We start from the raw sequence: 13,692 nt of genomic DNA, 5'->3' as shown, positions 1-13,692 counted from the left end.
AAAAACCCGCCTTTGGGAGGCGGGCTAGACGCACCTTTGGCATCTAAGTTGACCATAACCTAGAATGCAGTTTTTTACTACCCGTGCCCTATGGTTTTGAGAAATCCATAGTGAAACGCCAGCAAATACAGGCCAGTTGTGAACCGCTCCACGGCGACCGCCCGGCACGTATGGGCCGCGCGATGCGCTGTTGAAATGGGATAAATCAAAAGAAAGCCCGACCGTGAGGCCGGGCAGTGGTAGGGCTAAAGCAGTCCCTAATGAGAGTATAGCCACCAGCTCGTTACCCCCCCCGGTGGGGGGCCAACCGATCTCATGTTCGGTTGACTGAATTATATCATCCGCCGCCGCTCCCCCTTAGGGGGCGCCCACTAGCTTTCTATCGTCAAGCTTGATGACCGCTCCGCGTGCCTGATTCCAATAGCGTCCGGGCGGCGCTTTCTCCGGCAGCATCTGGAAATCGGGCAGCACGGCAAGCGTTCCATCGATTATCTCGTCTACGGAAGGCACTTTGAACCGCTTGGATATCACCGGTACCTGATCGCGGCGGATGCGAGCTAGCCAAAGCGAGAAGCCTCTGTCGTGGCGGGCGAGATTGCGCTTCACTGAGTAAATATACCGCAGTCCTTCAACGACGCGCTGGCGACCAGCGGCAGGGGCATTTGCGCTATCACCTTTTCCAAGGCTCTTCATCGTTGCATTGTGGAACATGGCGCGTTTGAGCGGCCACCATAGGGATCGTGTTCCGACGATTATCATTCGGAGCAGCTTCTGTGCTTCCGCCCGGTCAAGCTGATCCGGTGTGGGCAGCGATGGAACGCGTCTAGCCAATTTGCTGGCGTCGAGCTTCGCCACTTCATCGAGTTCTTCGCAAGCGTCAATGAGTTGGGACAACTGGAAGTCGGGTACGTCGATCCGAAGCTTGCGCTTGTCTTTCTTGTCGAAATTCAGCTCTTCCGTTTCCCCGGCGGTGGGTTCTTCATCGTAAGCGAAATCGCCTTCGACTGCTCCCTCGTCTTTCTGCGCTACACCTGTAAGGAAGTTTTGCGTCGCCGTTGCATTGGCAGGTAGCGTTGCGGTGCTATAAATGCGATCCAGCCATTGCGCCGTGGCCCAGTTGCGACCGTTCTCATTCAAATGGTCGCCCAACCGTCCGGCAAAATATTCTTCTTGCAGGTACCAAGTGCGGGATATTTTATCGGTAGCGTGATCGACCGGCGGTCCGTGGTACGGCGGCGGCTTTTCAGGTTCAACATCGAAAGGCACGCCATCTTCCGCGCGCTCACCGGGTCGGTAAAAGCCCGGTACGTTGCTGCCGGAGCGCCGCTCCGCAATTTGATTCCTCACAATGGCGGCCGTTAGGACTGGGCAACTTATCTGGTTGCCAGTAATTGGATTTATCGGCGCCGCAAGGTGTACTTCGGCAGACGTGTTTGCGATTGCGCGTAAGAATTCGTCGTCGAGCATGATTCAGACACACGGGATCGTTCACGCGTTTTGCGCGTGCCACATGGATGTTTGATGAGCGTCCTCAGCGATGTTGCATGAGGCGGACTAGAGAAAGGGCGTTTACGTCAGATTCACAGTTGCAAGCAAGACTCAACTACAACCCAGATTACAACCTGAGATGCTATGCCAAAATGTCACCATACAGCGATTGCAACACTAAAGTTGCTGGTGTCCAATCATCAACGATTGCGTGCGCCGAATGGCGACGCGTCGCATGATCCGATGCGCTGGCGACGGAAGAGCTGGTGTAAGCACTACGTGCGAGACTCAGAGGGACGAGGTATCGCCGTTAAGATCGAACGCAACCGCAACCACAAAAAGTCGCGATGCATCACTCAGCCCGCGTTGAGCAGCGAAGCCCCCTAGCTTACGTGGCGAGAGAGGGCACAAGAACATATGCGGCGGGAAGCCCCCGGCCACCTGGGACATGGCCGGGGGCAACCAGTTGAACAGGTGGAGGCGAATCCCCCGTTCAAGTCAGACCATATCTCGGCATCCTTTTAGATTTTGCGACCCGGCTGCATCGGGGCGATAACGAAGCGACCCCGGCTTGCTCGGGGCTGGGTTCGGATGCCGGGACCGCTTTGGCGCAAGCGTGTGCTCACGCGGTGTTAGGCTCCAAAATGATCGAGCGGCGTACTATCGAAATGATCTATGCTTTAGTCGCCAAGGATGCACAATGAGTGCGCATGGAAACCCCTGAAGAACTTCTAGTACGGCTGGCGAGCGTCCTTGATCGCGTGGAATCGGGTGCTGAGCTAGTAATTTCAGGCCGCTACATCGAACGCGCGTTCGGCAGCACCCGCGCAATGTCAATTTCGAAAGCTGAGGTCTTCGCACGCGCTCACGGTTGCGATTTTAAATACAATCGGACCAAGCGGCAGGGAACGTTCTCGCGAAGGCATCCGTCGGGTGGACGAGCTTAAGATCAGGCAGACGTTCAAGGGTGGCGTGACAAACGAGTTTGATTCTGTCGAAAGGGGTGGGGAACCCAGCACCTGGCTAGACCCGCCACTATGCTCGCGGTGTTTACGTCGGTCGCGAGCAGTGCTGCAAGACCTTCAGCATTAATTTCGGTGGTAGCCTCTCTACGAAGTGGGAGGACTGCTCGGCATCGGTAACCCGTATTCCTTCGCGCGCTTCGCCGCCAGCTTTCGGTATGATTGAGCTTGCGCCAGCAACTGGTCTTTGAAGTCTGAATCGGATTCATCTGCCGCCAGCGCTTCAAGCTGAACTGCACGCTCAAGATAATCCTGCAACAGCTTCACTAATTCCTACTTCCTGGAAGGCCGCTGATTTTGGTGGCCTTCAGTAGACCGCTCAACGGCGCTGGTGGGGCCGTGTTTGGCTTGCTCAACCAGTCGCTCATCTGGGCCGCCTTTTCCGCCTGATACGCACGCTTCAACAGAAGCTCGCGTTCGGTGCCCTGAGCAAGCCGCTCTGCCGCTTCCCTGAATTTCGCGGCCTCTTCCAAAAGGCGATCCTTGAATGACTTAGTGTGCTTGACCCTGCGACGACGCTCGCTCACTCCAACCTCCCACTTTGCACCGCAAAATAGGTTTTAGCGGACCTTGACAGCACAACGAAGTGTGGGAACATAAGTTCCATTGCAGGAACGACAAACGGAAAGGCCATGACGACGGATCGTGTTAGGTCAAACCTTGAAGTTGTACTGGAAGAGGTTTGCCGCGAGCTTCCGAACGGTGGAGACCACGACGTTCGGAAGATGGTTGCGGAGCGGCTACTAAAAACCGCAGAAGCGGGACAACATACACTTGGCGAGCTTCGCGCCGTGGGACTGCGCGCCTTCGCAGAAGCGGCTAACTGGTCAGTCCGTAAATAGTTAGGGCGACGGCTATGGCGTCGGTACTGTTGGTGGAAGATGAATCGCTCATTCGCATGATGATCGCCGACATGCTCGTCGAGCTAGGCCATACGGTCGCGGGTGAAGCTGGCGATTTAGAGCGCGGGCTGTTGATTGCGTCCGCGCCGGGCGTCGATGCCGCCATTCTCGACCTACAGCTTGGAACGCATAGCTCTGAACCAATCGCACAAGCGCTGCACACCAAGGGCATTCCGTTTGCGTTTGCGAGTGGATATGGCGCCGATGGGGTGCCCGAACGGTTCAAGGATCATCCTATCCTTCAAAAGCCGTTTACTCTCGATGGGCTTCAACGCTGTTTAGCGACTCTGTTGCGCTAACAAAGCCCTGTCGTTTGCTTCATAACCCGAGCAAGGTCGCTTTCAGTGAAGGGCTTTCTGAGCAGCGGCAAGCCGCCTTTGCGCTGTTCTCGCCCTGACAACTGAAGCATCTTCAACGACGGATTTAAGCGCCTAGCTCGCTCGGCAAGTTCGTGACCGTCCATGCCCGGCATGTTGATGTCGGTGATCAAAGCCGCGATGTTTTTGTTACCCCGTAACGCTTCCAAAGCTTCATAACCACTATTTGCGGTTATTACTTCGCACCCCAAGTCTTCCAACATGCTCGCGAGCACATCGAGCACGTCGGGATCATCATCTACAAGCAAGACGATACGGCTCATGGCGAGGACTCCTGGCTTAGTTAACCTATGTGTATTGTCGATGTTCCCCGGTGGTGAGCGACAGGGCGCGCGGACAAGCTAATCACCGGCCTGCAATTAACCCGGATCAGCGAGTTTTCACGGTAGCAGAAAGTCCGCACCCCGCAGGAACAGCTCAGAATACCCCAAGTTGCCGAACATGGACGACGCATTGTCTTCCTCCCCCCTGACTGACCCGGTCAGCAATGCTGGCCGGGTTCTTCTTGCCCAAAAGGTTGTACCCGGCACGAAACGCGGGGACTAAGGGCTTTTAGGAACCCACTTGGGACTTGTATGTTGGCGGCCTATGAAGACTGCATCACAATACCTGCGCCTCTCGGCGGAATGTGAGGAGGCAGCGGCGCAAGCCGCAGACCAACTTTCCCGGCACCAGTTCTTCGTTCAGGCCAGCAGCTATCTCACGTTGGCACGCAGTGCCGAGTTTCTGAGCCGACCCCACGGTCTTAGGGCTGCCCAAAACCAGCAAGAGAATTAGTCCGCTTCGTCTAAGACCGGCCTGGTCTTACGGGCCGGTTTGTCCGACCTGTTTAGGAACCTGTTTCGGGACGCATAATTGAATCGCCTTTAGTTGACGGGGTGATGCCATGTGCCATCGCGATGCCGACGTTTGCCTGGATGCTCTTAGAGCGGCACGCGTCGAACTGAGCAGGTTCATTAATCCGTTCGAGTCATACGACGCGGTGCTGGTGCTGGACCGTCTTATAGACCTGCTCGATAGCGATGAGGTCGATGCAGCGCTGTCGTGCATCGATGCCCGCAAACATTTCAAGGTCATGGACTTCGACTATCACCGCGAGGCAGCGCCGTGAGTCAATCAGTATGGCTATATGTCAGCGTTCCAATGGATTGCGTGAAGGTGTTCGCTTCCTTTGATTCCGCTATCGAATGGCTTAGGGAGCACGATCCCGAAGGCGAGGCGGTCGAATACCCAATTGAGGAAGAGCACGCGCCATCAATCGTGCCGAAACGATCAGACATTCAGATCATCGTAAGCGCGTTCTTGGAAGCCCGTTCGGTCTTGAGCGACTATCTGATCCCCGGCGTCCCTCGCAATGCAGAGTTCACAGTCGAAAGACTGATGGACGCGCTCACGACGGACGAAGTGTTGGCGGCGCTTAGCCGGATCGAAGGGCGGCAACGCTTCGGTGTAGTTGAAGTTGAGTGAGGCCGGTAAAGCTCATCCGCGACTGCGCGCGTAACGGGTCGCAAAGTAACTTGAACAACCCGCGTTGGATCGGAAGCCGCCACCGGTCTTCCGACCGGAGGCGGTCGCTTCCGACCGACCGGGGGGTATGGGGGGAGAGAGTAACACCGTCAGTCGGAAGCAGTTGGAACGCGGTCGGAAGCTGGTAAGAACCGAAAGCGGAAGTCTGCAGCTTGAGCGTGATTGGCGGCTTGTGACCCGTAGCTGACCTGCCGCGATAAGTCGGTGCAGGACCGCTTGTGACCCATAGCCGACTTCGTCGTCCGTCATGTTGGGGTTTGGGCGCGGTACCGGCTGGCGTGCTCGGTGACCCCTGATGGACGACACTGCCGGTCGCTTATCGTGCTGCTTGACCGGAGTTTCCACTGGAGCGCGAGACCGTTGCTTTTGACTAAAAGCGGATTTTTCCAACTGGCGCTGCAACTGGGGTTCCGCTGTTCGCTCCAACGTTTTTTCAGTTCCAGAAGACTTCCGGTGCTACCTTAGGTATAAAGCAGCAGCTTGGGTGTTTCTATCGCGTTTGGAGAATGAGAATGCCGCAATTTACCGTCAGCGTCTGCTTCTGCGCTCCGGGCAAGAACTGGCACCAAGACACGTCGCGAGACGTAACCGCCACGATCACCGCAGGCAACGGCGTGCAAGCCGTGATCGCGGTTCTCGAAAATCTTCAGTTCGACGACCGCGCTGAGCTAGTGCACTTCATCCATGTCGGCGGCCAATGAGCAGTGAGAAGGCCCCTCGCAAATCGAACTCGGGCGTGAAGAACGCTTCCAGCGTCAGGTGAGAGTCCACCGTCAGCTGCACTGACTTCCGTTTATGGCCCTTAGCCGACTAGCGATGACGAACTGGACATGTCCGGTCTTAAGCAGTGAACGGACATGGCCTCGCCTGCGGTATAATCCAGCTTGCTAGTTGGAAGGTGCCAAAGCCAACACCGAGCGTTGCTTTGATGGCGGCCCAACGGTCGCAATCTTCAGCACACCGGCATCGAGTAGACGCTGCATCGCAGCCGCCATCGCCTTGGCATTGTACCCCTTGGAGTCGGGGTGCTCGCTAATCTTCTTAGGTGCATAGGTCGAAGACGGCTTGTGACTGAAGGTTTGGCCTTGCGCATTGAGCTTGATGAAGGTCGAGAGGAATACGTCATCAGCCGCCCGTTGTGCGAGGCTTGCTCCCGCACCGTCGCCGCCCTGATCGAGCACGAAGGCGCCATTGTTCCAGCGCAATGCAATCTCTTCGCCGACCGCCCCGTAGTTGGCTTTCATGACCTTCAGCAAGCGGCGGTCAGGATCATCGGCATCGGCTTGCAGATACAAGCGAGACCGGACGCTGTTTGACCATGCGGTGGACCCGCTGGTGCCGCGACCGCTCATCATTCCCGAAAGGGACGGGTGACTTAGCAACAGCACCGCGCATTCGTTATCCAGCGCCAGCTTCGCGAGCTTCTGAACGAACTGGCGCACCTGGACGCGCTTGATTTCATCGCCTGCGTACACGTCCGCCGCCGGATCGATGGCCACCAAACGCGGCTTGGCGTCGGCAACGATCTTTGAAAGCTTCGCAAATTGCGCTGACATTGATATGCCGCCCAGATCGTTCCCGGTGGCCAGCGTAGCGTCTAAGCCTGCCATTGGGATGATCTGCACCCCGGCCAGATCAGCCAACCGGTGACCGCTAGAAGCCGTTACAGCGGCAAAGCGGCGGTGCAGTTCTTCCGCGTCATCTTCGGCCGTGTACAAGAGCGCTGGTCCTTGCTGCACAGGCTTGCCGAACCATGGCTGACCGAGCGCCATTGCTGTCATCAACTGAATAGCGGTCAAGGTTTTGCCTGTTCCACCGTCGCCAGACAGGTTAGTGACAACCCCATCCGGGATCAGGTCTTGCACAATCCATTTGCGAGGCGGTACCGGCTTGTCTTGCCATTCGCGCGGATCGATGACGGGCAGGGGATCGCGTGCCAATTCGGCTTCCATGAACGGTCCCCAACTCATTGCAGCGCCCCGATCAGTTGAATGGCATATGCATCGAAGCTGTCGAAGCCGGGCCGCATGCCGACACATCGGCTTGTGTCAGATAAGGCTTCGTTCCAACGCTCTACATCATCAAGGTGCGGCGCCAAGGCGGTCATGTGGTCCGCCGTGAGCGCGACGTTGCGGGATAGCTCGCCCAACCGCAAGGCTGCGGCGTGGTTTCGGGGATCGCTAGGGAAGCGCTTGGCTACGGATTGGCGCCAGCGCGCGGTTCTGCGGAGGCTGGCGTAAATCGCCGCCTCGACTTCTGTTCTAGTCATTTTACCTGTTGAAAATGGCAGGGGACGCCCGGCCGAGCGGCGCACGAAAAGAAAAACCCGCCGTGCGCGGCGGGTTGGGGTTATCCTGATGGGTGGGGTTTAGATTCTTGGCGACATCGCCTCTATTCGGGACCGGCTCCACGTCCCAAGATCGAGAATTCCCGCAGGATTCTGTCGGCTATTGTGACCAAAACGCCCTCCCGCTACCAAAAAATCAACGCGATATCCAAGGCTCGGGAGCCGTCGTGTCCGGCCTGCCACCTTGAGAGAGCTCTAGGCTCCATTCGCGACCCTGCAGAAGCACTGGGCGCGCCTCATGCCGGCGCCGGCAGTCGGCTTGTGCACAGAGCCGCGGAACAAGGGGACGAACCTCAGCTCTGCCGACTACGAATCCCTGCTGCGTGCTAACCGCCGGAACGATAAGACGGGCGAAGGATTCGTCCCGGCAGGAGCAAGCTCGATGCTGATGACGAAGGAAAGACGACCGGCGATCCGAACGCTGCGCGGATGGGCGCTCAGCGTGCTGCAGGAAGCGGGCGCCATCCACGAATGCGAGGAGCACGGCTGGGCCAAGGACCGGGCCGACCCGCATGCGCGCGAGCACGCATTGGATATAGCCAGGCAGGAGCCACCCGAGGGCTTGTCTCCGGATCAGGCCGTCGGGCAAGTGCGCGAGGTTTTGCATTCGATCGGCGATACGTGCCCGGAGTGCCCGCCACGTCCCGATTAGGTCCCCTGCGCTGTCGCGCCGCTCGGATCGCGTGCGAGCCTCAAAGGCCTTCGACAAGGGTGGAGGACGTGAGGGATATGAGCGGACTTGCTAAAAGGCCCTTCAAGCGAGCAAGTCTAGTGCGTTCTCGATCGCTGCGCCGGCGGCGGTGTTGTCGAAGATGCACCAGGTCTCACTAGATGACGACGCAGCACCGAGCCGCACCTTCAGCGATCGCAGGAACGCCCCGTCGTAGGCGGAGTAGTAAATGCGCGGCGCTCCATGCAGTCGAAAATAGCGCAAGCCCGGCCACCCGCCCGGCAGGTCGGCATCGGGCACCCGCGCCGGATCCGCGGCGACGCTGGCAATCCGACGTTCCCTGAGCCAGGCGCCGACCTCGGACGTAAACCAGCTGACGTGACGCGGCTCGCAAGCGAGAGCGGCTGAGGTCCTTTCCTGCAGTGCGCGGAACAGGAACTCCGCATCGGACTCAACGAACATTTTGCGAGGCGCAAACTGAACGAGCAAAACCCCGAGCTTCGCACCAAGTCCGGCGCTCTCTTCGATGAACCGATCGAGTTCACCCTGCGCAAGCTGTGACGAGTGAGTAACAGACTTCGGGACCTTTACCGAAAAGCGGAAATCATCTGGCGTCGCGTTCGCCCACTTCTCATAGGTCGAACGCCGGTGCGGCTTGTGAAATGATGAGTTGATCTCGGTGGCGTTCAACACCCGCGCGTAGCGTTCAAGCTGGCTACCTACCCCGCCAACTCTTTCCTTCCAGACTCGCGGAACATTCCATCCCGCTGTGCCGAGCCGCGGCTCAGCCTTGACATGCGCGGCCTCTTCCATGTCAGTCCGTAACTGCCATCGGACATCACCGGATGTTTCACAATCTCACGCCGACTTCCGCCGCGTCCCTGCTGTCGGCTTCTTCGCCGTCGCTTCCTTAGCCAGCTTCTTACCGGCGATCGGCATCAGCATTTCCTTCTGAGCCGCGGCAGCCTTCTTCGTCTTCTTGGCAGGCTTTTTCGGAGCCTCGGTCTTTGCTGCTGCCCCGCCGACGCTCTTGCGTAGCGCGTCCATCAGATCGACGACGTTCTCGCCTTTCGGTCGATCCTTCGGCACGATCGGCTTGCCGGCGCGCTTCTGGTTGATGAGCTCGATCAGCGCGCTTTCATAATGGTCCTCGAACTTCTCCGGCTCGAATGATCCAGCCTTCTGGTTCACGATGTGCCTGGCCAGATCGAGCATGTCCTTCGTCACTTTGACGTCCTGGATCTCGTCGAAGTATTCCTGCTCGCTACGAACCTCGTAGGGATACCGCAGCAAGGTGCCGACCAGACCCTTGTCCATCGGCTCGAGCGCAATGATGTGCTCTCGGTTGGTGAGCACCACGCGCCCGATCGCAACCTTGTTCATCTCGCGGATGGTCTCGCGGATGACCGCGAAGGCGTCGTGGCCGACTTTTCCGTCCGGACGGATGTAGTAGGGGCGAATTAGGTAGCGCGGATCGATGTCGGCCTTGTCTACGAACTCGTCGATCTCGATGGTCCGCGTGGATTCCAGCGCGATCTCCTCAAGCTCCTCCTTGGTCACCTCGATGAACTGGTCCTTCTCGAGCTGGTAGCCCTTGACAATGTCCTCGTTGGGCACCTCGTCGCCGGTCTCGGCGTCGACTTTCAGGTACTTGATCCGATGACCGGTCTGACGGTTGAGCTGGTTGAAGGAGATCTTCTCGCTCTCCGACGTAGCTGGGTAGAGCGCCACGGGACAGGTGACCAACGAGAGACGCAAAAAGCCTTTCCAGTTCGCGCGGGGGGCCATGGTACGCAACACTCCATTGCGGGGACTTGGACTCAAGACGAACGGCGGGCCGCAGTTCCGACATCACCCGCAGGTGTCCACTGCAAATTGATGCCACGTCCCGGTCAAGCGGCCGGAATATATGGCGGGCGGTCATGACTCATACGGACAAAATAAGAACATACAGCGGTGACCCAACCCATGGCAGATCCTCGGTCATTAGACCTTTGTGGATCAGCCAATCCGTTGCTCTAAGGGGAGCGGCAACCCAGCCCGTCGGGCAAAACACCCGCCATCCCCGTCAACCCCTCCCCGCAAAATATTCCACTTTACCGAAATTCGGAAATAGCATATGTGTCGGCCATCCCGGCTCATCCTTGAGGGGCGATCTCGTTGTCGTCTTGATTGCGAGCCGGGCTTGCGATGGACGCGGCAGCGTCGGCACGAGATGGTGCGGGCAGGGCGGGTAGTCCCTGTGAGCCCGCAACCGCGTGCGAACGAGCGGCGCTGCTAGGCTTGGTCTCGTCTGTAAGTTTCCGGCTCCGTCGACTGGGCCGGGAAAACTGCGGTGAAATGGCGGGGCGTGCGTACGGCAAAACCGTGTGGTCCTGGCCGTCGTTGCTACGGTCAAGCTGTCGCGGAGGTGTGTGCGAGCCCAACCGGGCGGACAGCATCATCCAAATTCGCGAGGCGAGGGAGGCCAAAAGGAAAGTTCGGCTCCCGGGAGAGCACGGCATAAGCCGTCCAACCATCGCGCAGGGAAGGCCGAGTGATTGGCTACACCTGTATGCTGCTGTGCGGTTCTTTTGCGCTACATCTTCGCGCAGCGGACCGCTGGTGCCAGCCGGCACCCGGCCTTCCCTGCGCCCTCTTGGACAAGAGGGTGGAACGACCAGGCAAAGCTCGGGCGAAACGCGCTGCGAGAACGAGAACTCATGTCCGCTGTTGAAAGATCAGTCGCATCATTTCCCGGGATACGTCGAACGGCGCTCGCGCTACGCGGCCATCTCAGGCGGCCCTGCGGCGGGCCTTCGCCTTCGTCTTTGCCTCTGTTTTGCCGTCGGCTTCTCCGGCGCCGCCGATGGCGAGTTGCGTCGAGCTCCGGGGCCGGGGTGGGTATGAACCTGAGATTGAAAAGAAGTTCGCCTCCGAGGGCTTTACGGTGTTTGCGGGACGCCGCGACGCCGCCAAGCTCGAACCGCTCGTCAAGGAGATCGAGCAGGCCGGCGGCGAAATTCACGCGCGCGCGCTCGATGCGCGCAAGGAAGACCAGATCATCTCGTTTCTCGGCGATGCCGACAAGCACGCGCCGCTCGAGGTTTGCATCTTCGACGTCGGCGCCAACGTCAACTTTCCGATTCTCGACACCACCGAACGGGTGTTCCGCAAGGTCTGGGAAATGGCTTGCTATTCCGGCTTCCTCGCCGGCCGCGAGGCCGCGCGCCTGATGCTGCCCCGCGGCCAGGGCAATATCTTCTTCACCGGTGCGACGGCGAGCTTGCGCGGCGGAAGCGGCTATGCGGCGCTTTGCCAGCGCCAAGATCGGCCTGCGGGCGGTCGCGCAAGCCGCGGCGCGCGAATTGGGCCCGAAGAACATTCACGTGGCGCATCTGATCATCGATTCCGGCGTCGACACGGAATGGGTCCGGCAGCGGCGGATCGAGGCGCTCGGTCCGAACGCGCTGGATATTCCCGACCTCCTGATGCCGCCGTCGCCGGTCGCCGAATCCTATTGGATGCTCTGTCAGCAACCCAAGAGTGCCTGGACCTTCGAGCTGGAGATTGGTCCCTTCGGCGAGAGATGGTAGCGGAGCCGGTTCACGATGGCCCGTGCAAGGGTTCAGAATGAAAAGGCTTCAGAATGAATTGCCGAAGCGGTGTTCTGGAAGTCCCTGTGCGATGCCATCAATGGCCAGAACATGACCCGCCTGGGGTTCGCGGCTCAGTTGCTCGCGATCCAGAAACTTTCTGGCCGTCGTCACGAACAAGGTCTTCAGATCGGTTCCGCCGAAGCACACGCAGGTCGGATTGGTCGCCGGCACCGGAATGACGGTGTCGATCCGGCCGTCCGGCCGATAGCGTATCACCCGACCGCTGGAGAAGAATGCGGTCCACAGTCCGCCGGCGACGTCGACACACGCGCCGTCGGGCCTCTCCCCGGAGGCGCTGTAATCCGCGAACAGCCGTCTGTTGCCAATCACGCCGTCATCGAGATCGAAGTCGAACTGCCAGGTTTGGTATCGCCTCGTATCGGTGAAATAGAGCGTGCGATTGTCGGGTGAGAACGCGATGCCGTTCGTCACGATGACATCGCCGAACATGCGCGCTGTCCGGCCGTCGGCGTCCACGCGATACAGCGCCCCGTTCGGTCGATGCAGCTGGTTGTCCATGGTGCCGATCCATAGCCGGCCCCGCGCATCGACGCGCCCGTCGTTCAGGCGGTTGTCGGGGCCGCTTTCGACCTCGCAGAGCTGAGCTGGAGGACCGTCATTGGACGCGCGGCGATAAAGTCCCAGATCCTGCGCGAGCAGGTGGGAGCCATCCGCCGTCAGAGCCTGACTGCCGAGGAAGTTGCATGCGTACGGAACAACCTGATGAGCGCCTGTCGCCGGATCGAACGATTGATGCAGCCGCCGGTCGATGTCGACCCACCACAGCTTGCGGGATCGGTCGCACCACAACGGCGTCTCGCCGAGGACATCGCCGGCGGCGACCGCGGTCTCGACCCGATGTGCGGGGATCATGTCGGTGGTCATCCCGATATCTGATTCCAGCCGCGAGCCGGGCGATCAGTCCTCGTTCCAGGAGGCGAGGGCGTGCGCGACGCAACCGTTGATGTGCTCGGTGAGGACGGCTTTGGCGCTCTTGATGTCGCGCTTGAGCGCGTAGTCCAGCAGCGCCTTGTGCTGGTTGATCGTCTCCGCGCCACGGTAGCGCAGCGCATAGCGGAAATACTTGTCGAACACGACCGCGTGGGTCTGCATCAGCTCGCGCGAACCGCAGCTCGAGATCAGCGCCTGGTGGAATTCGCCGTCGTAGCGTTTGCGCAGCTCGGGATCGTCGCCCTCCTTGAGGACCGTCCGTTCGGTCGCCGCCAGCTTGTGATGCGCCGACACCACGCGGCCTTCCCACTCCACGTCGCCGGCGCGGAACGACTCGGCCATCGCATGATGCTCCAGCAGGATGCGCAGACCGGCGAGCTCACGCAGGTTCTGGATGGAGATCGGCGCCACCTCGAAGCCGCGCTGGCCCTCGGCGACCACAAAACCCTCGGAGGTCAGACGATTGAGGATCTCGCGCAGTGTGCTGACGCTGAGGCCGTAATCTTCCTTCATGGCGTCGAGCTTGAGGCGTCCGGATGGCGTGAGCACTCCGAAAATGATGTCGGCCCGGATGCGCTGATAGCCACTGTCGCCCGCCGACAGGGGCCGTTCCTCGAGTGACGTCATGCCTTCTGATCCCACCTGTCGCGATCGGTCAGCCACTTCGGAGGCGGCCGAACCATCAGCGTTGCCAGCAATATAGCAGATTTCAAATGTCGGACGTACGGTAAATCATCATATGAAATAGATATCATCATTTGACATAGAAA

General features: G+C 59.3%; 15 protein-coding genes and 1 pseudogene. 6 read left to right on the top strand and 10 right to left on the bottom strand.

The annotated features are described in order from the left end of the window. Positions 1–357: 357 nt before the first annotated feature. The 3 genes from IVB41_RS12290 to IVB41_RS12280 form a co-directional block, all read right to left on the bottom strand. Positions 358–1,467, bottom strand: a complete 1,110-nt coding sequence (locus tag IVB41_RS12290; protein ID WP_247431371.1) for a hypothetical protein — start codon at positions 1,465–1,467, stop codon at positions 358–360. A gap of 1,130 nt (positions 1,468–2,597) precedes the next feature. Next, complete coding sequence (locus tag IVB41_RS12285; protein WP_247431368.1) at positions 2,598–2,777, bottom strand: hypothetical protein; 180 nt, start codon at positions 2,775–2,777, stop codon at positions 2,598–2,600. After that, positions 2,777–3,037 carry a hypothetical protein gene (locus IVB41_RS12280; protein WP_247431365.1) on the bottom strand — a complete coding sequence of 87 codons (261 nt, stop codon included), beginning with the start codon at positions 3,035–3,037 and terminating at the stop codon, positions 2,777–2,779. Before IVB41_RS12280 ends, IVB41_RS12285 begins: the two co-directional genes overlap by 1 nt. 329 nt (positions 3,038–3,366) lie before the next feature. Between IVB41_RS12280 and IVB41_RS12275 the strand changes: the two genes are divergently transcribed. Next, positions 3,367–3,711, top strand: coding sequence for a response regulator (locus IVB41_RS12275; RefSeq protein ID WP_247431361.1), 345 nt, complete (start codon positions 3,367–3,369; stop codon positions 3,709–3,711). On the opposite strand, the gene IVB41_RS12270 is transcribed toward IVB41_RS12275, so the two are convergent. Next, a complete protein-coding gene (locus tag IVB41_RS12270; RefSeq protein ID WP_247431358.1) occupies positions 3,708–4,052 on the bottom strand; it encodes a response regulator in 345 nt (114 codons plus the stop codon). The genes IVB41_RS12275 and IVB41_RS12270 overlap by 4 nt on opposite strands. A 623-nt stretch (positions 4,053–4,675) precedes the next feature. Between IVB41_RS12270 and IVB41_RS12265 the strand changes: the two genes are divergently transcribed. The 3 genes from IVB41_RS12265 (at position 4,676) to IVB41_RS12255 (ending at position 6,017) form a co-directional block, all read left to right on the top strand. Continuing rightward, positions 4,676–4,900 (top strand): hypothetical protein, encoded by a 225-nt coding sequence (locus IVB41_RS12265; protein WP_247431355.1) that lies wholly within the window; start codon positions 4,676–4,678, stop codon positions 4,898–4,900. Beyond that, positions 4,897–5,256, top strand: a complete 360-nt coding sequence (locus IVB41_RS12260) for a hypothetical protein (RefSeq protein WP_247431353.1) — start codon at positions 4,897–4,899, stop codon at positions 5,254–5,256. The genes IVB41_RS12265 and IVB41_RS12260 overlap by 4 nt, the downstream gene beginning before the upstream one ends. A gap of 572 nt (positions 5,257–5,828) precedes the next feature. After that, positions 5,829–6,017 (top strand): hypothetical protein, encoded by a 189-nt coding sequence (locus IVB41_RS12255; protein WP_247431349.1) that lies wholly within the window; start codon positions 5,829–5,831, stop codon positions 6,015–6,017. A 186-nt stretch (positions 6,018–6,203) separates the two neighbouring features. Here IVB41_RS12255 and IVB41_RS12250 read toward each other — a convergent pair whose 3' ends face one another. After that, positions 6,204–7,268 carry an AAA family ATPase gene (locus IVB41_RS12250; RefSeq protein WP_247431346.1) on the bottom strand — a complete coding sequence of 355 codons (1,065 nt, stop codon included), beginning with the start codon at positions 7,266–7,268 and terminating at the stop codon, positions 6,204–6,206. Positions 7,269–7,282: 14 nt separating this feature from the next. Beyond that, positions 7,283–7,585, bottom strand: coding sequence for a hypothetical protein (locus IVB41_RS12245; RefSeq protein WP_247431342.1), 303 nt, complete (start codon positions 7,583–7,585; stop codon positions 7,283–7,285). Positions 7,586–8,045: 460 nt separating this feature from the next. On the opposite strand from IVB41_RS12245, the gene IVB41_RS12240 reads away from it, so the two are divergent. Then, entirely contained in the window at positions 8,046–8,315 is a 270-nt protein-coding gene (locus IVB41_RS12240; RefSeq protein WP_018453910.1) for a hypothetical protein, read from the top strand. Positions 8,316–8,417: 102 nt separating this feature from the next. Here the strand turns inward: IVB41_RS12240 and IVB41_RS12235 are convergent, their stop codons facing one another. Further along, positions 8,418–9,146 carry a DUF72 domain-containing protein gene (locus IVB41_RS12235; RefSeq protein ID WP_247431340.1) on the bottom strand — a complete coding sequence of 243 codons (729 nt, stop codon included), beginning with the start codon at positions 9,144–9,146 and terminating at the stop codon, positions 8,418–8,420. Between the two features lie 45 nt (positions 9,147–9,191). Next, complete coding sequence (locus tag IVB41_RS12230; RefSeq protein ID WP_027570439.1) at positions 9,192–10,121, bottom strand: Ku protein; 930 nt, start codon at positions 10,119–10,121, stop codon at positions 9,192–9,194. 1,060 nt (positions 10,122–11,181) lie between these two features. On the opposite strand from IVB41_RS12230, the pseudogene IVB41_RS12225 reads away from it, so the two are divergent. Beyond that, positions 11,182–11,908, top strand: a pseudogene (locus IVB41_RS12225) (SDR family NAD(P)-dependent oxidoreductase). Positions 11,909–11,956: 48 nt separating this feature from the next. Here the strand turns inward: IVB41_RS12225 and IVB41_RS12220 are convergent. Both IVB41_RS12220 and IVB41_RS12215 read right to left on the bottom strand, forming a co-directional pair. Continuing rightward, on the bottom strand, positions 11,957–12,856 hold the full coding sequence (locus IVB41_RS12220; protein WP_027570440.1) for an SMP-30/gluconolactonase/LRE family protein: 900 nt from the start codon (positions 12,854–12,856) through the stop codon (positions 11,957–11,959). A gap of 33 nt (positions 12,857–12,889) precedes the next feature. Beyond that, entirely contained in the window at positions 12,890–13,549 is a 660-nt protein-coding gene (locus IVB41_RS12215) for a GntR family transcriptional regulator (protein WP_027570441.1), read from the bottom strand. Between the last annotated feature and the right edge of the window lie 143 nt (positions 13,550–13,692).

It is taken from the genome of Bradyrhizobium sp. 44 (genome assembly GCF_023073095.1).
GTDB lineage: Bacteria > Pseudomonadota > Alphaproteobacteria > Rhizobiales > Xanthobacteraceae > Bradyrhizobium.
This window is presented reverse-complemented; position numbering and strand designations above follow the sequence as displayed.

Coding starts and splice junctions, on each gene's coding strand:
- IVB41_RS12290 (WP_247431371.1), bottom strand. CDS start 1,467: ATGCTCGACGACGAATTCTTACGCGCAATCGCAAACACGTCTGCCGAA.
- IVB41_RS12275 (WP_247431361.1), top strand. CDS start 3,367: ATGGCGTCGGTACTGTTGGTGGAAGATGAATCGCTCATTCGCATGATG.
- IVB41_RS12270 (WP_247431358.1), bottom strand. CDS start 4,052: ATGAGCCGTATCGTCTTGCTTGTAGATGATGATCCCGACGTGCTCGAT.
- IVB41_RS12265 (WP_247431355.1), top strand. CDS start 4,676: ATGTGCCATCGCGATGCCGACGTTTGCCTGGATGCTCTTAGAGCGGCA.
- IVB41_RS12255 (WP_247431349.1), top strand. CDS start 5,829: ATGCCGCAATTTACCGTCAGCGTCTGCTTCTGCGCTCCGGGCAAGAAC.
- IVB41_RS12250 (WP_247431346.1), bottom strand. CDS start 7,268: ATGGAAGCCGAATTGGCACGCGATCCCCTGCCCGTCATCGATCCGCGC.
- IVB41_RS12245 (WP_247431342.1), bottom strand. CDS start 7,585: ATGACTAGAACAGAAGTCGAGGCGGCGATTTACGCCAGCCTCCGCAGA.
- IVB41_RS12240 (WP_018453910.1), top strand. CDS start 8,046: ATGCTGATGACGAAGGAAAGACGACCGGCGATCCGAACGCTGCGCGGA.
- IVB41_RS12235 (WP_247431340.1), bottom strand. CDS start 9,146: ATGGAAGAGGCCGCGCATGTCAAGGCTGAGCCGCGGCTCGGCACAGCG.
- IVB41_RS12230 (WP_027570439.1), bottom strand. CDS start 10,121: ATGGCCCCCCGCGCGAACTGGAAAGGCTTTTTGCGTCTCTCGTTGGTC.
- IVB41_RS12220 (WP_027570440.1), bottom strand. CDS start 12,856: ATGACCACCGACATGATCCCCGCACATCGGGTCGAGACCGCGGTCGCC.
- IVB41_RS12215 (WP_027570441.1), bottom strand. CDS start 13,549: ATGACGTCACTCGAGGAACGGCCCCTGTCGGCGGGCGACAGTGGCTAT.